Below are 24345 nucleotides of genomic sequence, written 5' to 3' on the forward strand. Positions count from 1 at the left end.
CTGCGCGGCGGCTTGAGGGACGACGGGCGGGAAAGTTGCGCGTAAGGAAAGGCCTCGCGCGCCTATGAAAAGAAAATGAAAGCCAGTTGCCTAGGGTTAACGAGGATAACCCAAAAGAAATAATTTCGTGGAATTTGCCGCGTATCAAGTTCATTGCGCGCATGGCGTTGACATTGGGGAATCGTTTGCCCCATGCGATGCAACCTGTCTCCGGGCTTGCCCTGATTTGCCTCTCAAAGGCTGGCCCTTAGCCTAGAGCCAAGGAGACACGCATGAGAAAAGCATTCAACATTGCTGTATTCGCGCTCGTTGCCTATCTGGTCGCCGATCGCACCGCGCTGCATGCGCAGGGCCGCGACGTCGACAGCGCGTCTTGTGTCCGCCACGCCTCGCAGGTCGAGTTCGATGCGCTCGGCAAGGGTTTGAGCCATGCCGCCGCGAGCAGTCAGGGGGAAGCGTTCCGGGCGCAATGCCTGGTGATGGGGTCGGCGGAGCGGGTTCGCTGACAATTGGCTTTCCGTTTCTCGCTTTCAATCCCTTTCGTTTTTCTGACGCGGCGCGGTTCGGCGTTCGATCGCTGTCGCATGCCGCGCGTCGATTAGCCCGTTTCGTCGACAGGTGTATCCAGGACAGGCCTCTTTTTGCCGGCCGGCGGCCTTCTTAAGCTATGGCCCTGAAGCCGTGCTGTCACGGCACATTCGAGCCGAACCTGTCCACACCCTGCCGCAGCAATGTCCAGCGCGGCGGGATTCAACCCGGAACACCTCATGTCAAGCTCCCACACTCCTGTCTGGTTCATCACCGGCTGCTCGACCGGCCTCGGCCGCGCACTGGCCGACTTGATCGTCAAGCGCGGCTGGCGCGTCGTGGCGACGGCGCGCGATGCGTCGAGCCTCGCCGAACTCGCGCGCGGCGCGGAAGACCGCGTGCTGGCATTGGCGCTCGACGTCACCCGTTCAGCGGACATCGACGCAGCCGTGGCGGCGGCGCGCGCGAAGTTCGGCCGCATCGACGTGCTCGTCAACAACGCCGGCTACGGCTATCAGGCCACGGCAGAGGAAGGCGTCGAAGCGGAGATCCGCGAGCAGTTCGATACCAATGTCTTCGGCCTGTTCACGATGACGCGCGCCGTGCTGCCGGTCATGCGCGCGCAGCGCAGCGGCAACATCATCAACATCACTTCGGTGGCGGGGTTCATCGGCTATCCGGGCTCCGGATACTATGCGGCCTCGAAGCATGCGGTCGAAGGCTGGTCGGATGCGCTGCGCGCCGAAGTGGCGCCGCTGGGCATCGGCGTGACCTGTGTCGAACCGGGCCCGTTCCGCACCGACTGGGCGGGCCGCTCACTGCGCCAGACCGTGACGCAGATCGACGATTATGCGGAGACCGCCGGCAAGCGCCATGCGGGAACCCGCGCGACCAGCGGCACCCAGGCCGGCGATCCGGTGCGCGCCGGCGAGGCAATGATCTCGATCGCCAACAACGCCGACGCGCCGCGTCACCTCGTGCTGGGCGCATGGGGCTACGACGCGGTGGTCGAGCGGCTACATCGGGTGGTGAAGGACATCGAAGGCCTGCGTGAGCTGAGCCTCTCGGCGGACTTCGATCCCGAATAAGACGGTCAACAGTCGTCGCGGTCGTGCTTGTCGAGAGAACGCATGCGGCGTTCGAGTTCGGCGATATCGGCGGCGTCGCGCAGATACGTATCACGCCGGCCGTGCTCGGCGAGATCGAGCACCTTCTCGAACAGCAGATAGAGATAGAAGATCATGCGTTCCTCCGAACCATGATGCCGCTGCGCGCCTTGCCAAGGCCACCGGGCCAAGGCAAGGCGCGCATCGTCAGGCCGCTACGCCATATACCGAAAGCACGAAACGAAACGCGAAGAAGCACATCGACGAGCACAACGGCAGCGTGACCAATACCGGGCCGTAGCGAAGCCTCGCGAGGAAGACGAGCGATCCGAGCTGCGCACAGACCGCTGGAGCCGCGCAAAGATGACGTTTGAGCAGGATCATTTTCGTTCCACCACCACTTCGAGATATTCACTGGGCAACACGAGCGTCCGGTCGCCGGAGCAGTTGCGGCTGTCGATCAGCGCGGTCAGGTCGCGCAGAAACGCGGCTTGCCGTTCCCCTTCCAGCGCGGCGAACGCCTTGTTCATCGGACCGTAATACGTGCGGAACACGTCGATGAAATGCGCCACTGAGCGATAGCGGAACACGAACTGCCGGCTCATCGCCGAGATGCGCGCCTCATGACCGCCGAACAATTCCGCAAGGCGTGCCTCGCTGCCCCATAGCGCCGGCGACATCACGCCCGCGGGCGGCGCGATGTACTTCCCGATCGTCCTGAACACCTGGCCGATGAAACTGTCCGGCGTCCAGTTCGCAAGCCCGATCTTTCCACCCGGTCGGCACACGCGCATGAGTTCGCTCGCGGCGCGTTCCTGGTCGGGCGTGAACATCACGCCGAAGGTGGACATCACGACATCGAACGAGGCGTCCTCGAACGGCAGTGCTTCGGCATCCGCTTCCTCGAAGTGCACATCGAGTCCTTCCGCTAGCGCCCGCGCGCGGCCTGCATCGAGCAACGCGGCCACGTAGTCGGTGGAGGTGACCTCGCACCAGCGTCGCGCGGCGGCGAGGGTCGCGTTGCCGTTGCCCGCCGCGACGTCCAGCACGCGGCTTCCCGCACGCAGGTCAAGCGCCTCGCACAGTGCTTCGCCGACGATCTGCAACGTCGTGCCGACGACGGCATAGTTGCCCGTCGACCAGGCGGCTTGTTGACGGCTTTTGACAGCGGAGAGATCGGTGACGGACGGGATAGCGGAAGCGACTGCGGACATGTCGTGACTCCTGATGGATGAGTTGAGCGAAGGCAGCCGGACGTCTCGAATCAAGCTTTTGTCTTCGGCACTTCCTTCATCGTCTCCGGACTGCGCTGTTGGGCTGCGCCGCATGCGGCGACCGTTTGCGGGCATCCCCCGCAGTTGCGGGTTGGCGTTTCGGTCCGGTGCGCTTAACCTCTTGTCGAAGAGGCATCGCGTGAGAAGAAGTATTGGCGCGCGGGCGAATTTTATGAATGACCGTGCGTCCAGATGTCTTGCGCAGGACGCCGGATCCTGGACTCCTCATGGATGCGCTTTCCGATGTTCTCCGGCTGTTGCGTCTCAGCGGCGCGGTGTATCTCAACGGCGAGTTCACCGCGCCGTGGTGCGTGATCGGTCACGTGTCGCCTGCGCTGTGCTCGGCCTTCCTGCCGCGTGCCGAGCGCGTCGTGTCGTATCACCTGATTGTCGAAGGCAGTTGCTGGGCGTCGTTGACCGATGACCCCGCTTCGGCCATGCGTGTCGATGCAGGCGAACTCATCGTGGTGCCGCAGGGCGAACCCCATCTGATGGGCAGTTCGCTCGCGCTCGCGCCCGTGCCGGCGGACGTCATGGTGGCGAGATATCTGGCAACCTCGCCGGGCGAAGTGATGCGTCTGAACTATGGGCCGGACCCGACGAATGTGGCGCATGTGGAAGAGGGCGCGCGCACGCGCATCATCTGCGGCTTCCTTGCGTGCGACGACATGCTCGCCAATCCGGTGCTGTCTTCCTTGCCGCGTCTGTTCAAGGTCGACATGCGCAACGATCCGCACTCGGCGTGGCTCGAATCGTCACTGAAGTTCGCCGCGGCGGAGGCGGCCGAGTGGCGGCCCGGCAGTGCAACGGTGCTGGCGCGGCTGTCGGAACTGCTGTTCGTCGAGGCGGTGCGGCGCTGCATCACCGCCATGCCCGCCGACCGGCGCGGCTGGCTGGCGGGGGTCGGCGACCGCTTCGTCGGCAAGGCGCTCGCCGCGCTGCACGCGCAGCCCGGCCATGACTGGACCGTCGATGAACTCGCGCGCCGCGTCGGCCTGTCCCGCTCTGCGTTCGCGCAACGCTTCACGCAACTGCTCGGGCAGGCGCCGATGCAATACCTCGGCAGTTGGCGCCTGCAAGTGGCAGCACAAGACCTGTTGTCCGGACCGCATTCGATTGCAGCAGTCGCCGAGCGCGTGGGCTATGACTCGGAAGCCGCGTTCAACCGCGCGTTCAAGCGCCAGTTCGGCATGCCGCCCGCGAGTTGGCGGCGCAGTCAGGGCAAGGGCGTGATGGACGGAACGGCATCTGACGGCATCGCTGCCTGAAGCTTCATATGCGGCTTCATGCGCGCTCGCGGCGTTGCTTCGATGTGCGTTGCAGCGATGGCGACCGTTCGGTCAGACGCGCCTCTTCATCCTGCGCGGCGGCGCGTTCAGTCGCGAAGCGCCGCCGATATTCAGCCGGCGTCATCAGCTTCGCAGCCTTGAACTGCCGGTTGAAATTGGCGACGTTCGCGAATCCCGAACGCGTGGCGATCACAGCGATGGGCAAGGACGTGTCGCCAAGCATCCGGCACGCATGACCGATGCGAACCCGCGCGATATACCGCCCGACACTCTCGCCGATGTGCTGCACGAAGTAGCGCGTGAGCGTGCGTTCCGAGAGGCTGGCAGCGGCGCTCAAGTCCGCGAGCCGCAAGGGTTCGGCGAAGCGTGCGTCGATGAGGGACAGCACCCGGTTGATGCGTTCCGGCTCGTGACCGGACGGGCCGGTATCGGTCTGATTGAAGGCGCTGGGCGAAGCGAGCGGACGGCCGGGCGCATCGGCGAGTGTGCAGAGGATGTCGAGCGCGGCGCTCAGGCGTTCGCGCGCCACGTTCGATAGCAGCGCGTCCAGACGGCCGCGCATCCATTCGCCGGCCGGCGGCTCGAACGCCAGCCCGCAGGCGGCGCGACGCAACAGCCTGCGCAGCGGCTCGTATTCGCGGCAGCAATCCGCCATGCGCCGTGCCCAGTCGCCGTCGAACCAGATGACGATGGCCACCTGCGGCGCGGAAGGCTCCACGGACCGGTTCGACGACCACGTATGCGGCAGATCCGGCGGCACGAGCACGAGATCCTGCGCGGCGTAGTCATCGACGGAGTCGCCGATATAGCGCCTGCCGTGACTGTTCATCGTGAGCGTGAGCTCGTACTCGGGATGATGGTGCCATTCGAACGGAATGCGCGGCAGCCGCCGATGGTATACCCGCACCGAACAATCCTCACCGAACTCCACGTGTTCGTACGCTGGTTTCATGACCGGATACGCGAAGAGATTGCCTGAATAGTATCACTGGCTTTTTGGCGCGCGTCATATGCTCTCGCTCAGGCTATTCACGAGGGAGACGATCATGGCGCTGCATATCGATGACCTGCCGGGCGCGATCCGTCAGGCAAAAAAGGAGTTACGCGCGGCCTTGCCGAACTATCGCGAGGTGTTCGCGGAGGTGGAGCAAGCTATCAGCGAAGAGGCCCGGCATATCGCTGCACAACGAGATCGTGGCGAGAACGTGATCCCCGAAATCCAGTATGCGGATATCGCCGAAAAACGCGTCTCCGATGCGCACATCGCGCTCATCAAGGCGCGCGGCGCGTGCGTGATTCGCGGCGTCTTTCCGCGTGCGCTGGTGCAGGGCTGGGACGACGACATCGCGGCCTATGTCGAGCGCAATCATCTCGATCAACGTCTCGAACATCGCGCCGAAGACAAGTACTTCGGCCAGTTGGCGTCCAGCAAGCCGCAGATCTACGGCGTGTACTGGTCGAAGCCGCAAGTGCTGGCGCGCCAGTCGGAAGCGCTGACCGGGGCGCGCATGTTCCTCAACGCGCTATGGCGTCACGAGAGCGAAGGGCGCGTACATTTCGATCCATCGCGCGTGCCCGTCTACGCCGACCGCTTGCGCCGCAGGCCACCGGGTTCGGCATCGCTCGGGCTCTCGGCGCATTGCGACGGCGGCTCCGTCGAGCGCTGGATCGAAAGCAATTTCCGCAAGGTCTATCGTCACGTGTTCGCGGGCAACTGGCGCGCCTACGATGCCTTCGACGCCGCGCATCGCACGGAAGTGGAAGAGATCGCATCGCCGGCCGTGTGCTCGATGTTCCGCACCTTCCAGGGCTGGACCGCGCTGACGCCGCAAGGTCCGGGCGACGGCACGCTGCAACTCGTGCCCATCGCCAACGCGATGACGTACATCCTGTTGCGCGCGCTTCAGGACGATGTCGCCGATGGCGACCTGTGCGGCGCGATGCCCGGCCGCGCGCTCTCCATCCGGCAGGAGTTTCATGCGCCCTTGTTCGAGGCCTTGTCGTCGATCCCGAAGATGGAAGCGGGCGACACCGTGTTCTGGCACAGCGACGTGATTCATGCGGTCGAGGACGAGCACAAAGGCGCGGGCTACAGCAACGTGATGTATATCGCGTCGGCGCCCGCGTGCGCCAAGAACGATGCTTATCTCAAGCGCCAGCGGCCGAGCTTCCTGAAGGGCGAGAGCCCGCCCGACTTTCCCGCCGATCACTTCGAGACCGACTTCATCGGCCGCGCCACGGCGGACGACCTGACACCGCTCGGCCGGTCGCAACTCGGGCTCGATCTGTAGTTCGGCGCGTATGCGTTGCATTGCGTTGCATCGATAACAATACTTCGGAGACTGGAATGAAACGACACCTGACGTCGATGGCGGCAGCAGCCGCTTTGCTCGTCGCGGGCATGCATGCGGGACACGCGGCAGAAGCGCTTTCTGTGCTGCACTGGTGGACGTCGGGCGGTGAATCGAAGGCCATCCGCGTGCTCAAGGACGACATGAGCAAGCAAGGCTACGAGTGGAAGGATTTCGCCGTGGCGGGCGGATCGGGCACGGCTGCGATGACGGCGCTCAAGACGCAGGTGATCTCGGGCAATGCGCCATCGGCGGCGCAGATCAAGGGGCCGCTGATCCAGGACTGGGCCGACCAGGGCGTGCTCGTCACGATCGATCAGGCCGCCACCGACTGGAAAAGCCATCTGCCTGCGCCGATCGATCAGGCGATGAAGTCGGGCGGTCACTACGTGGCCGTGCCGTTCTCGGTGCATCGGATCAACTGGCTGTGGATCAACAAGGCCGACCTCGACAAGGTAGGCGGCCAGCCGCCGACCACCTGGCCGGAGTTCTTCGCGCTGGCCGACAAGTTTCGCGCGGCGGGCATCACGCCGGTCGCGCACGGCGGACAGCCGTGGCAGGACATGACGATCTGGGAGACAGTCGTGCTGTCGCAGGGCGCGGAGTTTTATCGCAAGGCGCTCATCGATCTGGATCAGAAGACGCTCACTTCGCCGCAGATGGTGCAGGTCTTCGAGACCGTGCAGAAGATCCGCAGCTATTTCGACAAGGCCTATCACGGCCGCGACTGGAACCTCGCGACAGCGATGGTGATCTCCGGCTCGGGCGGCATGCAGTTCATGGGCGACTGGGCCAAGGGCGAGTTCCTGAACGCGAACAAGAAGGCGGATGTCGATTTCGTGTGCGCGCCCGCGCCAGGCACGGCGCAGGCCTTCACGTACACGGCGGATGCCTTCGTGTTCTTCCAGCAGAACGGCAAGAAGGACGCAACGCCGGGACAACTCGCGATGGCCAGGACGATCATGTCACCCGCGTTTCAGGAGCAATTCAGCCTGAACAAGGGATCGATTCCGGTCAGGCTGGATGTGCCGATGGACAAGTTCGACAGTTGCGCGAAGAAGTCCCGCGCCGACGAGCAGGCGACGCTCAAGTCGGGGAGCTTCTTTCCGTCGCTTGCGTTTGGCGAACTGCAATCGCCGGTGACGGCGGGCGCGATCACCGACGTCGTGACCACCTTCATGAACTCGAACGAGGATGCGAAGGAGGGCGTGCGGAAGCTGGCCGCTGCGGTGCAGGTGAAGTAGCGGCTTCGCGCGTAGCGCTTACTCGGTGGGCTTCGGCATCGGGCGCATGTCGCGGCTGGCGGTCGTGGACGTGTCCCTGTCCTGCTGGCGAGCACTGCTGCTCATGCTCATGTCGCCCGGTACGCGATTCCACGGACTCGAAACGGGCTCGCTGTGATAGGTCATGCCGGACGTGGCGGCGCCGTGCGAGCCGCCGCTGCCGTTTCCACCATTGCCGTTCCCGCCCGCACAGGCGACGGACGAAGCGAGCGCGATCAATACGCCCGCACCGACGATAAAGACCCTGCTGGAAGCATTTGACTGATTCATGGCCATCTCCTGATGGTGTTCCTGTGACCGATCCCAAAGCAGCGAAAGAGCGTCTGGGTTGTTCACTTGAATACGAGCGAAGCGGTGTGCCGGATGCAGGGAGGACCTCGCTTACTCGGACTATCGGTTCAGGTTGCCCGGCGAACCGCCGGGTCCAGCCGGATCCGGATTGCCGAAACGAGGCAGGGCGCCGCTGCTTCTTGCCGCGCGCAGTTCGTCTTCCACTTGCTTGCGGGTTTTGGGGCCTGCCGATGTCTCGATTGATGGAGTCGATCGAACCGGTTCGGGTGCCGTCGTGTTGGACAGCGGTGGCTCGCTTGGCAACACGGCTGGCTTCGCTGTCTCGGCCGCTTGAGGTTCATTGACGGGCAGCGGATCAGCCTCACGCGCCGGAGGCGGTTGAGAGGCTGTCGTCGGCTTGTGAGCCTGCGCTACGTCATCGCGAAGACGCGCGGATCGTTTGGCTTGTGCTTTCGCGCTCGACGGGCGGTCCGAACGGACGCTCTTCGCCGCCGGAGCCGGTCTGGCTTCTGCATCGGGCCGATTGGCTTCGGGTGGGCTCTTGCTCTCTTCCTGCACGTCACTTGCCACGCTGGGCGTTTGTACAATCGGAGCCGCAGGAACAGGCTGCTCCCGTACCGGCCCCGCGGACACCAGGTCGCGTTGCCGTGCGGATTGCATTTGATCGTCCACGCGCGGCGCATCATGTTTGAGCCACAGGCCCGCGAGCGCCACGGCCAACGCCGCAACGCTTACACCGACAAGCACGGATCGATCGAATAGCCGGATCATCAAAACGTGTTTTCCTCCTGATAAATGGATTCAAGTGAAGATTGAAAAACGATCAGTGCAACAGGCTTCACCGTAAGTGAAGCAATTGCAACGCCACGCCCGTGAGCAGGAATGAAACGCCCATCACGAGCCGGATTCGGACACGCCATGCACCCGCGGACAAATCGCGCATGAAGAAACTCCAAAGGTTTGTCGGCCCGATCGCGAGCCTTGCAGCCGTCGCGACCGGACATCCAGGTGATTGAATCTGTTTTAGGCGAAAGCGCTGCTCATGTGAAGCGTGCCGTTGACGCCGGCAGGAAAGAAACCACCCTGCGACACCGCACCCTTGTTCAGATAGACGATGTTGAGCACGTCGTCATAGCTTCTGCTGAAGGCGATGCCGTTGTTATCGAGCGGCACGATGTTGGAGATATCCGCGTTCACGCCAGCGATGCCTTGATCGACGTCGGTGGATGAATCGAGCGAGTCGCGTGCATCCGAGATGGCTTGCGTTGCAGTCACCAGACTGGGTGTCTGGAGGCCTTTCGAATAGAGCACGGTCCTGACGAGGCTCGCATGATAGGCCTCGGCTGCGAGAATGCCGGCGGCTGCTTCGAGATAGGTCTTGTTGGTGATGAGCGGCGCAGCGCCCTTGTACGCCGTGACCCCCACATCTTCAAAGATGAAGGCGCCGAGCAGAAAGTTATTGTCATTCAGATAGGGATTGAACGGAGTGCCAGCGGGCGCAAGGCCCGCAGCCTGAGCCGCGAGCGAGAACGCGCCGTTGGGATCGGTGCCGCCAACATCGAGCGCGGGCATGGCCACGGCCGACGTGCCCAGCGCCGTACGGAGAAAGGCCACGTGTTCGAGTTCATCCTTTGCGATCTCGCGTGCGTAAGCGGCCACGACGGGATCTGAGAAAGTCACCTGCTGACCTGGAATTACCTTGCCGGGCGTGCCGATCCCGCTCATGAGATTGGCGGGCAGGCCGGCGCCAGTGGTCGCATAGGCGTAGAAGGTCGCTTCGAGATACTCCAGGTTCAGCGCGAAGTTGAGAATCTCGGCATCGGTCGGGCCGGTTGCCGCGTTGGCGTTATCGCCCGAGCCGCCCCCGCATGCGCCCAGGATGGTCCCGCCTACCAGCCCTAAACCGAGACCGCCTGCGCTGCGAAAAAACTGGCGGCGCTTCTCGCGGCGTTCGACGCGCCGCTCGAGTACGTGGGTGATTGAAGCATTGTCTGCCATGTCCGTCTCCTTGCTTGTGAGAGTTGGACGGTGTCTGCCAGCCTGTGTCGGGATGAGCAGGAACACCGCGGAGAGCGGACGCGTTGGATTGAGCCTTCCCGATCAGCTCGTACCGCTCACTCGGCGATACGGGAAGCCATGGCAAGCCGGATTCGCGCCGTAACACATGCTTTCACTTCCTTCATCGCTTCGCGCATCTTTACCGGGCCGGGATGCGGCGGTCGGTATTGCACGCCCATTCAAGAACGGGTTCGCACACAACGAAGCAGCTGCGCCTCGACCGTCCGCTATCCGCGTGAATCGCTTAGCCAGCCGCGCAAGTCCTCGACAAAGAATGCTGGCGCCTCCATCGCGGCGAAGTGTCCGCCTTGCGGCGCCACGTTCCAGCGCCTGAGGTCGTAGCCCCTGCGCACCCAGCTCTGCGGCGGCGCCGGCATGCGTGGATCCGGATAGGAGGTCACGGCCGTCGGAACGTCGACGGTCTGCCCGGACGGCATCTGCCGGACGCCTTCCATCCGGCTGCCGAGATAGAAGGTCGTCGCCGATGCAAAGGCATCGTTCATCAGGTAGACCAGAATGTTGGTGAGCAGCCGCTCCTTCGTGAAGATTTCTTCGAAGCGTCTTTCCCGCCGATCCGACCAGTCGTGGAAGCGTTCGAGTATCCATGCCGCCTGTGCCGCCGCGTTGTCATGCATCGCATAGGCAAGCGACGCCGGCTTGCTCTGCTGAAGTTGCGCATATGCGCCGAGTGTCTGTTGCGTGCGCTCGACTCGGCTTCTCCATTCGCGTTCTTCGTCGGTTTGCGGCTGCGTATCGGGATGGACGAGCACGTAGTTCAAGTGGATGCCCTCAATGGCCTCACGATGCTCGATACCCAGCCACGCCGCGATGCCCGAACCCCAGTCGCCGCCTTGCGCCCGATACCGGTCATAGCCCAGTTGCTGCATGAGTGTGTTCACGATGCGGGCGGTCGTCCGCGCGCCGATCGGGGAAGCAGGCTTCCCGCTGAATCCGAACCCCGGCAGCGAGGGAATCACGAGATCGAATGCATCGCTTGCGCTGCCGCCGAAGCGTGACGGAAAGGCCAGCGGCTCGATGACATCGCGAAACTCGACCACCGAGCCGGGCCAGCCGTGAAGCAGCAGGAGCGGATTGGTGCCGCGCGCCTCGCCGACGACATGAATGGCGTGGATATCCAGGTCGTCGACGCGGGCCATGATTTGAGGGAAGCGGTTCAGTTCGCGCACACAGGCGTCGAGGTCGAACTCGTTGACCCAGAAATCGAGAAACGATCTCAGGTAGGCCGGATCACAACCGTAAGACCAGCCGTCCCCTGGCGGGAGAGAAGGAAGGGTAAAGCCTTTGACCTTGCTGCGGAGTTGATCGAACCTGGCTGCGGTCCAGTCGACCTTGAAAGCGTTCATCTGAGTCTCCTTGTGAAAATGCGATCAAGCGCCTCGCGCTCCAGTTGCATGAAAACATAGAAGCGCCTAGATTGACGTGGTTACCTTCATGTCTCCAGTGACGTGGGTCGGCCCGCTCACCACGCGGGCCTTTGTTTGCCGGCTCGGTGGGTCGCAGGCATTGCGCGATTCGGCCAAAAGCGCCCGGGTCTTGCCTCTGTCGCGCCTCGAAGAAGGCACTTTTACCGGCGAACGTCACGCCGGATTCGAACCACATGCATAACGACGAACTCAGCACACTGCGTCAGCGGATCGCAGAACTCGAAGCGCTCTTGCAAGCCTCGCCGCCTCAAGAATCCGTAGGCGCGATGAGTCAACCCCCCGGCAGCACCCAAACCGTTGCGGAGCAGCGCCTTCGCGCGATCTTCAGCAGCAGCGTGGATTTTGCGATCATCGCGACGGACCGGGCCGGCATCATCACCGACTGGAACCGCGGCGCAAGCCAGATCTTCGGCTGGTCCGCCGATGAAATCTGCGGTGACTCCGCGCGACGCCTCTTCACGCCGGAAGACTGCGCGGACGGGCGCGTCGAACACGAAATGAGCGACGCGCTGACCCATGGCCGCGCTGACGACGAGCGCTGGCATTTGCGCAAGGACGGCACGCGTTTCTGGGCGTCCGGCGAGATGATGCCCTTGCGCGCCGATGACGGCGCGCACCTCGGCTTCGTGAAGATCGTCATGGACCGGACGGCCGAGCATCGCGCGGGCATGGCGCTCGATGCCGCCGAGCAGTCCCGACAGCGCGCGCAGCACATGCAGCTCGCGCTCGCCTTGCTCAGCGAGCGTATTCGCGATCTCGCGTCGCCCGACGAGATCTCATTCGCCGCAGCCGAAGTGCTCGGCACGACGCTCGACGTATCGCTCGTCGGCTACGGCATTGTGGACAGCAAGGCGGAAACGGTCACGATAGAGCGGGACTGGGTGGCCGGAGATGCGCAGAAGCTGCACGGCTCGCTCCGGTTTCGCGACTACGGCTCGTATATCGACGACCTCAGGAATGGCATCACCGTCGTGATCGACGATGTCAGGCACGACAGCCGCACGCGCGCGCATGCGCAGGCGCTCATTGACAAGAGCGCTGCTTCGTTCGTGAACGTGCCGATTCACGAGCAGGGGAAGTTCGTCGCCATGCTGTTCGTTCTGAATGCGCAGCCGCGCGACTGGCGCGACGACGAGCTGATCTTCATCCGGGAAGTTGCTTCCCGGGTGCGCGTGGCGGCCGAGCGCTCGCGCACCGAACGCGCACTGCGCATCAGCGAAGCCCAGTTCGGCGCCTTTGCGCAAGCCATGCCGAATCACGTGTGGGGCGCGCACGCCAACGGTGACTTCTACTGGTTCAACGAACCGGCCTTGCTTTATACCGGCAAGACGGCGGGCAGCCTGATCGGCCCGGACGCATGGTTCGGCATCATCCATCCCGACGACCGGCAAAGCGCGCGCCACGCCTGGCAGCGGTCGCTCGAAGCCGGTGCGCCGCTTCAGGTGGAATGTCGCGTGGCCCGCTTCGACGGTGCGTATCGCTGGTTCCTGGTGCGCGCAAGACCGGTCATGAACACGGCCCTTGAAGTCGAAGGATGGGTCGGCACGAACACGGATATCCATCAGCAGCGTCAGCAGTCTTCGGATCTCGAACGGCTGGTCAGCGAACGCACCGAGGATCGGAACGCGCTCTGGCAGTTGTCATCGGACATCATGCTGCGCTGCACGTTCGAAGGACGGATCACCGCCGTCAATCCCGCATGGGAAGAAGTGCTCGGCTGGACGGAAGGCGAGTTGCTCGATTCGAATCTGTTCGATCTCATTCATCCCGAGGATCGAACCCGCACCGAGCAGGCTGCCAGGACCTTGTCCGAGGGCGGCGCGCATCATCGCTTCGATAACCGCTACCGGCACCGTGACGGCAGTTATCGCTGGCTCAGCTGGTCGACGAGGCCGGGTGGAAACCTGATCAACGCGGTCGGGCGCGACATCACCGCCGACATGCAGCAAAGCATCGCGTTGCGCGACTCGATGGACTTCACGCGACTGGCCCTGAGTGCCGTGGGCGGCGTCGGCGTATGGACCTATGACGTGGCGAGCGACGAGTTCACCTGCGACCGCAACATCTCGGATCTCTATGCAATCGACGCCGACGAAGGCGCGGCCGGCATCAAGCGCGAGCGCTTCCTGGCGAATGTCCATCCCGACGACCGCAAGTCGCTCGCGGCCACAATGGCGGGAGGGCTCGTCAATAGCGGCGATCTCGAACTCGAATATCGCGTCTGCCACCCGGACGGATCGGTGCGGTGGGTGCTGTCGCGCGGTCACACCTATTTCGACGGCGACAACAAGCCGCTGCGGCGCACGGGTGTCGGCGTGGAGCTGACGCGTCAGCGGCATCTGGAAGATCAGCTGCGGCAATCGCAGAAGATGGAAGCGGTGGGGCAACTCACCGGCGGCCTCGCGCACGATTTCAATAACCTCCTGATGGGCATCACCGGCAGTCTCGACTTGCTGCGCCTGCGCATGCAGCAAGGCGATCTGCAGCACACGGAGCGTTATCTAAGCAACGCGCAAAGCGCCGCGAAGCGGGCCGCCGCGCTGACGCACCGGCTGCTGGCGTTTTCGCGGCGCCAGACGCTGGACCCGAAGGCAACCGACGTCAACCGGCTCGTTTCTGGCATGGAAGAGCTGATCAGACGCACGGTGGGACCCGGAATCGTGATCGAGGTCGCCTCCATGCCGGATCTCTGGACCACGCGAGTTGATCCGAACCAGCTTGAAAACGCGCTGCTGAACCTGTGCATCAACGCCCGGGACGCGATGCCGGATGGTGGCCGGATGCGAATTGAAACGGCGAACCGTTGCTTCGATGACGAGACAGCGCGTGCGCAAGACGTGACGCCCGGCGAATACATTTCGTTGTCTGTTGCGGATACGGGCGTCGGGATGACGCCGGACGTCATCGCGAAGGCTTTCGAACCGTTCTTCACCACCAAGCCGCTTGGCGCGGGTACCGGTCTCGGGCTGTCGATGACGTATGGCTTCGCGCGTCAGTCCGGCGGACAGGTCCGCATCCTGTCCGAAGCGGGGCAGGGCGTGACGGTCTGCATCTATCTGCCGCGGCACGTGGCGGCGCCCGTCGAGGAAGAGCCGGCGACGATGCTCGACGACGTGCCGAAAGCCCGCACCGGCGAGACAGTGCTCGTCGTCGACGATGAACCGGCGGTGCGCATGCTCGTCATCGAGGTGCTGCGTGAGTTGGGCTATGTGGCGCTCGAAGCGGGAGACGGCGCCGCAGGGCTCGCGGTGCTTCAGTCCGGCGTGCCGGTCGATCTCGTGGTGAGCGACGTCGGCTTGCCGGGCGGCATGAACGGCCGTCAGATGGTGGACGCGGCACGCGTGCACTACCCGAGCCTCAAGGCGTTGTTCATCACCGGTTACGCCGAGAACGCCGTAATCCGCAACGGCCATCTCGAACCCGGCATGCATGTGATGACCAAGCCCTTCGCACTCGATCATCTGGCCGCGCGGATTCGGGAAGCGATCGAGTCAACTTGAATGCGGCGGCAGAGCCGTGCTGTCACATATTCAGAAGCGTCGAGTTTTTGCCGAATGCTCAAGGTAAAAAAGTCCACGGGCTTTTGATAAAAGCGGGATTTGGCTTGATCAGCGGGGCTCGGAAAGGAGTCTTGGCATGGGACAATCACAAGCCCTGGCAACATCCTTTTCTCATTGAAACGACCGTGGTCACCTCCGAAGGCATCGACTTCTCCGAGACGGTAGTTCGTCCCCGTTCCTGTGCGGGATGGCGCATCGAATTTCCGCACGGCAACGGCTGTTTCATTGTCGTCACCGCGAGCCAGGCCGAAGCGCTCCGCCTCGCTGTGCGAGTCCGGCCCGAAGTCCCCGTTCGAATGCTCCTCGACGCGTCGGCGTCGCTCTAAACCTCTTCTTTTCCGCGGCCTGTCTCGCGCAGATGCCGTCCCAGCATCAGCGCAATCGGCACGATGACGAGCGCTGTCAGCGCGGTCGCGATCGTGGCGTCCTGCACGCCGATGCGGTCGCCCAGCAGCCCATAAGCCACCGGCGCGAGCGCGCCCGACGCGATGGTGCCGGTGTAGAACAAGGCGAAGGCGCGCTCGGTGCGTTCCACGGACGTCAAATCCGGCACCGTTCCATACAGCACGGACGATGTGCCGTTGAGCATCAGCCCGAGCAGCGGCAACACGGCAAGCGCAGGCGCGAGCGGCAGATGAATGACGGCGAGAATCAGCGCCGCCGTGCCGCCTTCGGTGGCAAGCACGGTGCCGATCGGACCCATGCGCGCACCGAGCCAGCCGCACGCGAACTTGCCCGCCGCGCCGCCGATGAAAACCAGCGCGAGCGCCGTGCCCATCATCGACGGAGAGATGCCCTTGGCTTTCAGCAGGAAAGGCAGGAAGGTCAGCAGACCCATGCGCACGGCGGTGTCGAGCACACCGATCGTGAGCAGCAGCGAGAAGCCGGAACGCGCGCCCTGAGCGGCCTGCTGCGAAGGCGCTTCGACAACGGTGGCGCTACGCGGGATCGACGGGAAAAAAAGTGCAATGACGGCCGCAACCAGCATGCCGATGCACGACATCGCCCAGAGTGCGTGCCGCCATGGCATGACGGTGATGAGCAGTGAGATGGACGCGGGCAGCGCGGACTTGCCAAGGTCGCCCGCGAAGTTGTAGACGCTCAGCGGGCCGCGTGCCTGGCATCCGTACGCGCGCGAGACGGCGCCGGAAGCCAGCGGATGTTGCGTGCTCGAGCCGCTTCCGGAGAGGGCCAGCGCCACGCACAAGCCCAGCAGGGTTCCCGACAAGCCCGCGACCGCATAACCCAGCGCGGCCAGCAGCGTGCCGAAGGCGAGCGTCGTGCGCGTGCCCCATAGGCGCGCGAGACGTCCGGCGGGCAACTGGAGCGTCGCCATGGTGCCCGCGTACACGCCGCGCAGGATGGCCAACGCGCCGTAGCCCAGGCCGAAGTCCGACTGCCAGACGGGCAGCAGCGCATAGATCATGTCGGTGTAGCCGTCGTGCAGCGCATGGGCCGTGCAAGAGAGCCACAGGACACGCTTGCGCGTTTCGACGCCCGGCCGGCCGCGTTCGTCAGCCACGGGCGTGGCCGGGGAGGAAAAAGAAAAGAGTCGCATGCCTCGATAAGCGTGAATGTTCCGAGCCTCCGAGTCTAGGTCGCCCTGGAATGCACGTCACCTGACGTAAAATCGGGTGAGACGGGAGAAAAAGTCACCTCATGAGCCTGACGAGAACACGCGGCCACACCTCGCACGAGCCCGACAGGCTGCCGCCCCTGAACGCTTTGCGGCACTTCGAGGCCGTCGCGCGCCTGGGCAGCTTTGCCGCTGCGGCGGAAGACCTGCACGTTACGCACTGGGCGGTCGGCAAGCAGATCCGCCTGCTGGAAGACTGGTTTGGCGTGCCGCTGTTCGAGCGCCGGTCGCGCGGCGTCGTGCCCACCGACGAAGGCGCCGCCTTGCTCAATGACGTCAATGGCGCCTTCGCGCGCCTGAGCAGTTCGGTCACTCGGCTGCGCCACGAATCGATCACGCGCCGGATCACCGGCGTCGTGCGCGTCAATGCGCTGGCGAGCTTCGCGCTGTGCTGGCTGATCCCGCGCCTCGCAGATTTCCAGGCGCGCTATCCGGATATCGACGTGCGGCTGTCCACCACGTCGCGCAGGCTGCGTTATGTCGGCGATGCCTTCGATATCGGCGTGCGCTCGGGCCCGGAGGAAGCCAGCGGCCTGCTCTCGAAGACGCTGATGCCCGATGTCCGTCTGCCCGCGTGCAGTCCGTCCATGCTGCTGAGCCACCCGATTCATACGGTCGCCGATCTGCGCCACCACACGCTGCTGCATTCCACGAGCACGCGCACGGCGTGGTCCGACTGGCTGCGCGCGGCGGGCGCACCGGGCATGCAGGGCGCACGCCATCTCGACTTCGATCACGTTTTCCTGCAACTGGGCGCGGCGTCGGAAGGTCTTGGCGTGACGCTGGCGTCGCTGCCGTTGATCGAACGCGACATGGCCGCCGGACGGCTCGTGTGTCCGCTCGCGGGGCCCGTGTGGCGCGGACCGGATTACACGCTGGTCGTGAACGCCGAGCGCGCGGACGATGACGCCGTGATCGCCTTCGAGGGCTGGATCCGGGAGCAGGCGTCACGTCACGCCGTGGAGCGCTAACGCGTCTTCTCCTCCAGAAAGCTCTGCGCAAGCTGCTTCCACAAGTGATCCGCCGCCGGCGACAAACGACGTCCGACGCGCGTCATCATCTGGCTGGCGAAGCCCGCCGCGATCGGATGATCGATCGGCACCGCCACCAGTTCGCCCAGTTCGATGCCGCGCCGCGCCGTGATCGACGACATGAACGCCACGCCCAGTCCCGCCGCCGCGAGCGTCTGCGCCGTGTTGAACAGATCCACGCGATACGCCGGGATCACGGTGAGGCGCACGTCGTCGAGCAGGGACTGCACGAACTGCTGCACGCCGAATGCCTCCGTCATGAAAATGAGCCGCTCGCCGTCCAGCTCGACGGGCGGCACCTTCGGCATCGAGGCGAAACGGTGCGTCGGCGCCACCACCGCGCACAGCGGACGCGCGGCGAACGGATGGATGCGCATCGCGGGGTCGTCGGCGGAACGGGCGGAGAGGCCGATATCCACGGCATCGTCACGCACCATCGAGAGCACGGCGGGCGTCGGCCCCGAGCGGATCTCGACAAGAATGTCCGGATACTTCATCGAGAAGCGTTGCAGCGCGCGCGCAATCAGATTGCCGATGAACCCTTCGCCGACGCCCAGCGCCACCCGGCCGCGCCGCAGATGCCGGTATTCCTCCAGCCGCGCGGCGAGGTCGCGCTGACGCCGCTGCCCGTCGCGGTAATGCTCGATCAACACCTGGCCGATTTCCGTCACCACCACCTGCCGGCCGCGCCGCTCGACCAGCGGAAAGCGCAGCCGCCGCTCCAGCGCGGCAATCTGCCGGCTGATCACCGACGGATTCACCCCCAGCGTCTCCGCCGCCATCCGCATGCCGCCGGTCGCGGCGATCTCGGCGAGATAGCGCAGCGGGCGCTCGCCGATGTCCTCGATCGAATCGCTCACTTCGTCCGTCCATTGTTGACCTGAAAGCAACATTTTGGATGCGTTGCAGTCATCGGTCGAGTTTTTCGTCGGTGCAATACTCGGCGTTCGACTTCCGCGCAGCCATAACAGGAGGAGCCCCGCGCCATGACTCAATCCCATGACCATCATTTCTGCGAAATCGCCGATCTCGCCGACGCCCGTCCCCAACTCGACGAAATCCGTCATCACATCCATCAGCATCCCGAGTTGTCGTACGAAGAGGCGGCAACGTCCCAATTCGTGGCCGAGAAGCTCGAAGCCTGGGGGTATGCGGTGACCCGCAATGTCGGCGGACATGGGCTCGTGGCGTCGCTGACGGCTGGCACGAGCACGCGCACGGTCGGCGTGCGCGCCGACATGGACGCGCTGCCGATCAAGGAGCAGACCGGTCTGCCCTACGCGAGCGTCCACGACGGCAAGATGCACGCATGCGGCCACGACGGCCACACCACCGTCCTGCTGGGCGCCGCACAGCATCTCGCGAAAACGCGCAACTTCGACGGCACCGTGCACCTGATCTTCCAGCCCGCCGAGGAAGCCGGTTCGGACAGCGGCGCGGAACGCATGATCGCCGATGGTCTGTTCGAGCGTTTCCCTTGCGAGGCGATTTTCGGTCTGCACAATCATCCGGGCGTCGCGACCGGCACGTTCGGCTTTCGCGCCGGCCCGCTGATGGCGGCCTGCGATACGGTCAAGCTGCGCATCGTCGGCCGGGGCGGTCATGCGGCGCGTCCGCATCTCGCGGTGGACCCGATCGTGGTCGGCAGCAGCATCGTGATGGGCTTGCAGACCATCGTCGCGCGCAATGTCGATCCGAACGAGGCGGCGGTCGTCACGGTCGGCGCGTTCCGTTCGGGCTTTGCGGCCAACGTGATTCCCGAAGACGCGACGCTTGAAATGAGCGTGCGCTCGTTCTCGCCCACCGTGCGCGCGACGCTGGAGCAGCGCATTCGCGCATTGGTCGAAGCGCAGGCGCAGGCATATGGCGCGACCGTCGAGATCGATTTCATTCGCGGTTATCCGGTGCTCGTCAACAGTGCGGCCGAGACGGAATTCGCGCGTCAGGTCGCGGAAGAACTGGTCGGGCCGGAGAAGATCATCTCCCCGTTCCCGCCGATTGCAGGCAGCGAGGACTTCGCGTTCTATCTGCAGAAGGTGCCCGGCTGCTTCGTGCGGCTCGGCAACGGCGAAGCCCGGCCGATGCTGCACAACGCGCGCTACGACTTCAACGACGACAACCTGACGGTAGGCGCGGCCTTCTGGACGCGGCTCGTCGAACGTTTCCTGAGCCAGGACCGCGCATGAACGCCACGACGCAATCGCTTCCCCGCGCGGGCGCGCCCGATGTGCAGATGTCGCCCGCGCAGCAGCGCAAGATCGTGTTCGCGGCGGTCATCGGCAATCTGCTCGAATTCTTCGACTTCACGGTCTACAGCTATTTCGCGCTGACCATCGGCCGGCAGTTCTTTCCGTCGAACGATCCGGTGACGTCGTCGCTGCTCGCGTTCGCGGTGTTCGCGGTCGGCTTCGTGATGCGTCCGCTCGGCGGCTTCGTGCTCGGCCGTTATGCCGATCGCGCCGGTCGCAAGCCCGCACTCACGCTGACCATCCTGCTGATGGCGATCGGTTCGGCGTCCATCGGCCTTGCGCCGACGTATGCGCAGATCGGGCTGGCTGCGCCCCTGCTGATCGTGGTCGCGCGTCTGGTGCAGGGCTTCGCGCAAGGCGGCGAGTTCGGCGCGGCCACGGCGACGCTGCTCGAAATGGGCGGCACGGCGAGCCGCGGCTTCCGCGCAAGCTGGCAGCTGGCGAGCCAGGGCGCGGCGGCGCTGCTCGGCTCGGGTCTCGCGGCGAGCCTCGGCTTCCTGCTCTCCGACGACACCATGCACAGCTGGGGATGGCGCATTCCGTTCCTGATGGGCACGCTGATCGCGCCGGTCGGCATCTATCTGCGCCGTCATATCCAGGAGGAACCGCCTGCCGCGAAGGCTGCAGTCACGCGTGATGATCCGAAGCGCGGCCTCTACGTACGCAACTGGTTCCTCACGATCTTCTCGATCATGGGCATGTCGGTGTCGACGTACGTGATGATGTACTACATGCCGACCTATTGCATCCAGTACCTCGGACTGCCGTCGAAGATGTCGATGCTCGCGGGCGTCGCGTCCAGCGTGATCTCGCTCGTGATGTGCCCGATCTACGGCGCGTGGTCGGACCGCATGGGCAAGCGCAAGCCATTGACGCTGATCGGACGTGTCGCGCTGATCGTGCTGCTGTATCCGGCGTTCTGGGTCATGACGCATTTTCCGTCGCTGCCGGTCGTGCTCGCCGCGCTGATCGTGCTGATGCTGTGCTACACGATGGGCTCCGCGCCCGCCTATGCGCTGATGCCCGAGAACTTCCCGAAGCATCTGCGTGCCGGCTATATGTCGAGTGCGTATGCGATCGCGGTGTCGGCGTTCGGCGGCACCGCGCAACTGGTCGCGGCGTGGCTGATCCGCGCGACGGGCAACAAGATGGCGCCCGCGTGGTACATGATCGGCTGCGTGCTGATCTCGCTGATCGCCGTCTCGATGTTCGAGGAGACGGGCGGGAAGGCGCTGGACTGAGGCGTCAAGTGTGCAGAAGATCCGGAACGAAGCGTTCTTCGATCGTATGACGCCTGCGAGTGAGCCCTTGCTCGTGGTGATAGCGCAGGATGGCATCGAGCGCCGTGCGGTTGCGCTCGATGCCGTAGGGCCACCAGTCGTCGCCCAGCATCGCCACGTTTTGCTGAATGAGATCGGTGAGCCAGGGCACCATCGTCGCCATGTTGTTGAAGGTCATTCCTTTCGTTAATGCTTCGCGTGCGGCGTCTTTCGCGAGACAGAATGCGCGATAGATTGCCTTCACGATCTCCGGCTGTTCCTCCACCAGCGAACGGCGCACCGCCACCGTGTGCATGATGGGAAAGATGCCGGTGCGCGCGAAATAGTCGCGTTCCGTCTCCACGAAGTTCTCGAAGAGCCGGCCCACTTTGGGCGAGCCTTGCAGCACGCATGCGGGGACATCGGCGGAGATCAGGGCGTCGATCTCGCCTGTCTCTAGCAGTTGCCCGAGGTCGAGTTCCTTCGACGCCCATTCCACTTCCATACCTGCCGGATAAGGCCGTTCCACAAAATCGATGGGATCCATCGGGAAGTCGATTCCGCCTATCAGCCAGCGGGACTTTGCCGGGTCGAAGCCATGTTCGTCGGACAGCATGCCCTTTGCCATGACACCCGCATCGTGCCCATACAGCGCAAGTTCGCCGATCCGCTTGCCCGCGAGATCAGCGGGACTTTCAATGCCGCTCGCCTTGTTGACGTAGATGGCCGAGTGGCGGAAACACCGGTTCAGGAACACCGGAAGCGCGAGCAGATCCTCGCCTGAGTCTATCGCGCGCAGAAGATAGGTCATGCCGAGCTCGGCGACATCGAAACGACGCGCACGAAGCATGCCCTCGAAAATCTGCGTGACGATGCGCTCCGTGTGATAGCGCGCCTCCACGCCCTCGATGCCGACCGTGCCGTCCTTCAGTGCCTGAACGCGGTCGTAGTTCCAGAATGCGATGTCGAGTGGTATCTGATTCATGAAGCGTCTCCTTCGAGATGGGCTTGAAGAACAGAATAGTAAATATATTTACCATGCGCAAGTGGAGTTGAGTGTGAGATATTCTTCACAAAGAACCATGGAGCGCGACGGAGATGAAGATCAAAGCGAATGAACTGAAGGAGATGTTCGCGAGTGAGTCGCTGGGCGCGCCGGAACGTGCCATCGGCTTCGTGTTGTGGCGCATGTTTCATCGCTATCAGCGGGCCATCGACCGGGGCATGGCTGCGCTCGATCTGACGCATCTTCAGTTCACGGTGCTGACGCTGATCGCCTGGGCCACGCGACATGGCGAAGAGGTGTCGCAGGCCGAACTGAGCCGCACCAGCGACATCCACAAGATGCAGCTTTCACAGATCCTCAAGACGCTGGAATCGAAGGGCTGGGTGCAGCGGGTGTCGAGCAGCGTCGATGTGCGCGCGAAGAACGTGCAGTTGACGCGCACCGGACTGACGCGGGTGCGAAAGGCGCTGCCCATCGCTATCGAAGTGCAGCGGCGGCTGTTCGGTGAAGAAGGGATGCCCGAAGGCGATCTGCTCAAGACCTTCTCGACGCTGCTTCATCGCATCGAACAAGAGACGGATGAACCGTAGCCGTGCGCGCTAATGCCACCCGCCGCCCAGCGCCCGATACGTCGCCACCGCCGCGCGCAGTCGCGCGAGATGCAATTGCACACGCTCATCCTCGGCGCTGTACAGCGTGCGTTGCGCATCGAGCACGGTGAGCGCCGTTTCAGCGCCCGCGCGATAGCGGCTCTGCGCCAGTTCCAGCGTATGCCGCGCCTCGTTCAACTCGTCGTCCTGGGCGCGCGTCTGGGCATCGGCGCCGGCGCTGGCGTTCAGCGCGCGCTCGACATCCGCGAACCCGCTCACGATGGCCTTACGGTAAGCCGCAAGCAATTCCTCCTGCTGCGCCTGCGCGAGATCGCGTCCGGCGGCGAGCGCGCCGGCATCGAAGATCGGCGCGGTCAGGCCCGCCGCGACGCTATAGAGCGGATTGTCGAAGATGCGCTGCGCGCGGTCGCTGCCGGTGCCAAGGTAAGCGCTCAGCGTGATGCTCGGGAACATCGCGGCGCGCGCGGCGGCCACGTCGGCGTGAGCGGCGGCGAGTTGCGCTTCCGCATACGCGATATCAGGACGGCGCGTCAGCAAGGACGCGGGCACGCCCGCATCGACACCCGGTGCACTCACCGCGTTCAGCGTGCGCGTCGTCACGGTGAAACCGCTGGCCGGCACGCCGAGCAGCGTGGCGAGCAGCGCTTCGCTGTCGTTGCCCTGCTGATGCAGCGCTGCCGCCGCACGCTGCTGCGACGCCACCAGCGTGCGCTGTTGCGCGGCATCGAGGGCGGTCACATAACCCGCGCGATATTGCGATTCGACGTTGCGCAGGATCGCGCGCGCCGTCTCAAGATTGCGCTGCGCGATCTGCTCCCGTTCGCGCAGCGCGACGGTTTGCAGCCAGCTGTCGGCGACGTCGGCGGTCAGCGTCATCTGCACGGTCGCCTGGTCGAAAGCGGAGGCGCGTACGCGCTCCACGGCGGCGTCGCGCGTGGCCTGGTTCTTTCCCCAGAAATCGAGCTCGTAAGTCGCCGACACACCCAGGTCGAACGCACTGCCGCTCGGTAACTGGTTGTTCACCATGAGGCCGCCCTGGCGGCTGGCATCGGCGAAACCGCTTATCGCGGGCAGCAGCGCAGCGCCCGCGATGGTCGCGTTGGCGCGCGCCTGTTTCACCCGCGCGACGGCGGCGGCCAGATCGTCGTTCTGCGCCGTCGCCTGCGTGACGAGGCGGTCGAGTTCGTTGCTGTCGAAGCGGCGCCACCAGTCGGCGGTGACCGCGTCTTCCGGTCCGCCTGCGATGGCATAGCGGTAGGTCGCGGGCGTCGCGACATCGGCGGACGGGATGGGCGGCCGGCTCAGGCAACCGGCCAGCAGCATGCAGACAATGACGGATGTGAAGAAGAGGATGCGTCTCATAGCGTC

At 64.3% G+C, this 24345-nt stretch carries 23 protein-coding genes; 11 read left to right on the forward strand and 12 right to left on the reverse strand.

Translation table 11 applies throughout. The annotated features are described in order from the left end of the window. The first annotated feature begins 272 nt into the window (after positions 1 to 272). Positions 273 to 506 carry an adhesin gene (locus QCE88_RS16920; RefSeq protein WP_309904174.1) on the forward strand — a complete coding sequence of 78 codons (234 nt, stop codon included), beginning with the start codon at positions 273 to 275 and terminating at the stop codon, positions 504 to 506. A gap of 261 nt (positions 507 to 767) precedes the next feature. Further along, a complete protein-coding gene (locus QCE88_RS16925) occupies positions 768 to 1616 on the forward strand; it encodes an oxidoreductase (RefSeq protein WP_309904176.1) in 849 nt (282 codons plus the stop codon). Positions 1617 to 1621: 5 nt separating this feature from the next. On the opposite strand, the gene QCE88_RS16930 is transcribed toward QCE88_RS16925, so the two are convergent. From QCE88_RS16930 to QCE88_RS16940, 3 genes are all read right to left on the reverse strand, one after another. After that, on the reverse strand, positions 1622 to 1771 hold the full coding sequence (locus QCE88_RS16930) for a DUF3563 family protein (RefSeq protein ID WP_309904178.1): 150 nt from the start codon (positions 1769 to 1771) through the stop codon (positions 1622 to 1624). A gap of 70 nt (positions 1772 to 1841) precedes the next feature. Continuing rightward, positions 1842 to 2018 (reverse strand): hypothetical protein, encoded by a 177-nt coding sequence (locus QCE88_RS16935; protein ID WP_309904180.1) that lies wholly within the window; start codon positions 2016 to 2018, stop codon positions 1842 to 1844. Beyond that, positions 2015 to 2848: a class I SAM-dependent methyltransferase gene (locus QCE88_RS16940; protein ID WP_309904182.1), complete on the reverse strand. Its 834-nt coding sequence runs from the start codon at positions 2846 to 2848 to the stop codon at positions 2015 to 2017. The genes QCE88_RS16935 and QCE88_RS16940 overlap by 4 nt, the downstream gene beginning before the upstream one ends. Positions 2849 to 3135: 287 nt before the next feature. Here QCE88_RS16940 and QCE88_RS16945 point away from each other — a divergent pair, with 287 nt between their 5' ends. Further along, positions 3136 to 4176 (forward strand): AraC family transcriptional regulator, encoded by a 1041-nt coding sequence (locus tag QCE88_RS16945; RefSeq protein WP_309904184.1) that lies wholly within the window; start codon positions 3136 to 3138, stop codon positions 4174 to 4176. 16 nt (positions 4177 to 4192) lie between these two features. Here the strand turns inward: QCE88_RS16945 and QCE88_RS16950 are convergent, their stop codons facing one another. Next, positions 4193 to 5149 (reverse strand): helix-turn-helix domain-containing protein, encoded by a 957-nt coding sequence (locus QCE88_RS16950; protein ID WP_309904187.1) that lies wholly within the window; start codon positions 5147 to 5149, stop codon positions 4193 to 4195. Positions 5150 to 5243: 94 nt separating this feature from the next. On the opposite strand from QCE88_RS16950, the gene QCE88_RS16955 reads away from it, so the two are divergent. After that, positions 5244 to 6488, forward strand: coding sequence for a DUF1479 domain-containing protein (locus QCE88_RS16955; protein WP_309904188.1), 1245 nt, complete (start codon positions 5244 to 5246; stop codon positions 6486 to 6488). Positions 6489 to 6544: 56 nt separating this feature from the next. After that, positions 6545 to 7792 (forward strand): ABC transporter substrate-binding protein, encoded by a 1248-nt coding sequence (locus tag QCE88_RS16960; RefSeq protein ID WP_409018154.1) that lies wholly within the window; start codon positions 6545 to 6547, stop codon positions 7790 to 7792. 18 nt (positions 7793 to 7810) lie between these two features. On the opposite strand, the gene QCE88_RS16965 is transcribed toward QCE88_RS16960, so the two are convergent. From QCE88_RS16965 to QCE88_RS16980, 4 genes are all read right to left on the reverse strand, one after another. After that, the gene (locus QCE88_RS16965; RefSeq protein ID WP_309904191.1) at positions 7811 to 8101 is read right to left on the reverse strand and encodes a hypothetical protein; all 291 of its coding nucleotides are present in this window, start codon (positions 8099 to 8101) and stop codon (positions 7811 to 7813) included. Between the two features lie 120 nt (positions 8102 to 8221). After that, complete coding sequence (locus QCE88_RS16970) at positions 8222 to 8893, reverse strand: hypothetical protein (RefSeq protein WP_309904192.1); 672 nt, start codon at positions 8891 to 8893, stop codon at positions 8222 to 8224. A gap of 252 nt (positions 8894 to 9145) precedes the next feature. Next, complete coding sequence (locus tag QCE88_RS16975) at positions 9146 to 10120, reverse strand: ferritin-like domain-containing protein (RefSeq protein WP_309904194.1); 975 nt, start codon at positions 10118 to 10120, stop codon at positions 9146 to 9148. A 287-nt stretch (positions 10121 to 10407) separates the two neighbouring features. Next, on the reverse strand, positions 10408 to 11544 hold the full coding sequence (locus tag QCE88_RS16980) for an epoxide hydrolase (protein WP_309904196.1): 1137 nt from the start codon (positions 11542 to 11544) through the stop codon (positions 10408 to 10410). 347 nt (positions 11545 to 11891) lie between these two features. On the opposite strand from QCE88_RS16980, the gene QCE88_RS16985 reads away from it, so the two are divergent. Beyond that, complete coding sequence (locus tag QCE88_RS16985; protein WP_309904198.1) at positions 11892 to 15125, forward strand: PAS domain-containing protein; 3234 nt, start codon at positions 11892 to 11894, stop codon at positions 15123 to 15125. Between the two features lie 131 nt (positions 15126 to 15256). Further along, the gene (locus tag QCE88_RS16990) at positions 15257 to 15511 is read left to right on the forward strand and encodes a hypothetical protein (protein ID WP_309904200.1); all 255 of its coding nucleotides are present in this window, start codon (positions 15257 to 15259) and stop codon (positions 15509 to 15511) included. Here QCE88_RS16990 and QCE88_RS16995 read toward each other — a convergent pair. Continuing rightward, positions 15508 to 16743, reverse strand: coding sequence for an MFS transporter (locus QCE88_RS16995; protein ID WP_309904201.1), 1236 nt, complete (start codon positions 16741 to 16743; stop codon positions 15508 to 15510). The genes QCE88_RS16990 and QCE88_RS16995 overlap by 4 nt on opposite strands. 101 nt (positions 16744 to 16844) lie before the next feature. Here QCE88_RS16995 and QCE88_RS17000 point away from each other — a divergent pair, with 101 nt between their 5' ends. Continuing rightward, entirely contained in the window at positions 16845 to 17792 is a 948-nt protein-coding gene (locus tag QCE88_RS17000) for a LysR substrate-binding domain-containing protein (protein WP_309904203.1), read from the forward strand. On the opposite strand, the gene QCE88_RS17005 is transcribed toward QCE88_RS17000, so the two are convergent. Continuing rightward, a complete protein-coding gene (locus QCE88_RS17005; protein WP_309904205.1) occupies positions 17789 to 18712 on the reverse strand; it encodes a LysR family transcriptional regulator in 924 nt (307 codons plus the stop codon). The genes QCE88_RS17000 and QCE88_RS17005 overlap by 4 nt on opposite strands. A gap of 126 nt (positions 18713 to 18838) precedes the next feature. On the opposite strand from QCE88_RS17005, the gene QCE88_RS17010 reads away from it, so the two are divergent. Both QCE88_RS17010 and QCE88_RS17015 read left to right on the forward strand, forming a co-directional pair. Beyond that, positions 18839 to 20038 (forward strand): M20 aminoacylase family protein, encoded by a 1200-nt coding sequence (locus QCE88_RS17010; protein ID WP_309904207.1) that lies wholly within the window; start codon positions 18839 to 18841, stop codon positions 20036 to 20038. After that, positions 20035 to 21342 (forward strand): MFS transporter, encoded by a 1308-nt coding sequence (locus QCE88_RS17015; RefSeq protein WP_309904208.1) that lies wholly within the window; start codon positions 20035 to 20037, stop codon positions 21340 to 21342. Before QCE88_RS17010 ends, QCE88_RS17015 begins: the two co-directional genes overlap by 4 nt. A 4-nt stretch (positions 21343 to 21346) precedes the next feature. On the opposite strand, the gene QCE88_RS17020 is transcribed toward QCE88_RS17015, so the two are convergent. Further along, positions 21347 to 22345 carry an ABC transporter substrate-binding protein gene (locus QCE88_RS17020; protein ID WP_309904210.1) on the reverse strand — a complete coding sequence of 333 codons (999 nt, stop codon included), beginning with the start codon at positions 22343 to 22345 and terminating at the stop codon, positions 21347 to 21349. Positions 22346 to 22458: 113 nt separating this feature from the next. On the opposite strand from QCE88_RS17020, the gene QCE88_RS17025 reads away from it, so the two are divergent. Next, entirely contained in the window at positions 22459 to 22956 is a 498-nt protein-coding gene (locus tag QCE88_RS17025) for a MarR family winged helix-turn-helix transcriptional regulator (protein WP_309904212.1), read from the forward strand. Positions 22957 to 22965: 9 nt separating this feature from the next. Here the strand turns inward: QCE88_RS17025 and QCE88_RS17030 are convergent, their stop codons facing one another. Then, positions 22966 to 24339, reverse strand: coding sequence for an efflux transporter outer membrane subunit (locus tag QCE88_RS17030; RefSeq protein ID WP_309904214.1), 1374 nt, complete (start codon positions 24337 to 24339; stop codon positions 22966 to 22968). Positions 24340 to 24345 lie beyond the last annotated feature (6 nt).

This window comes from Caballeronia sp. LZ035, from assembly GCF_031451175.1.
Lineage (GTDB): Bacteria > Pseudomonadota > Gammaproteobacteria > Burkholderiales > Burkholderiaceae > Caballeronia.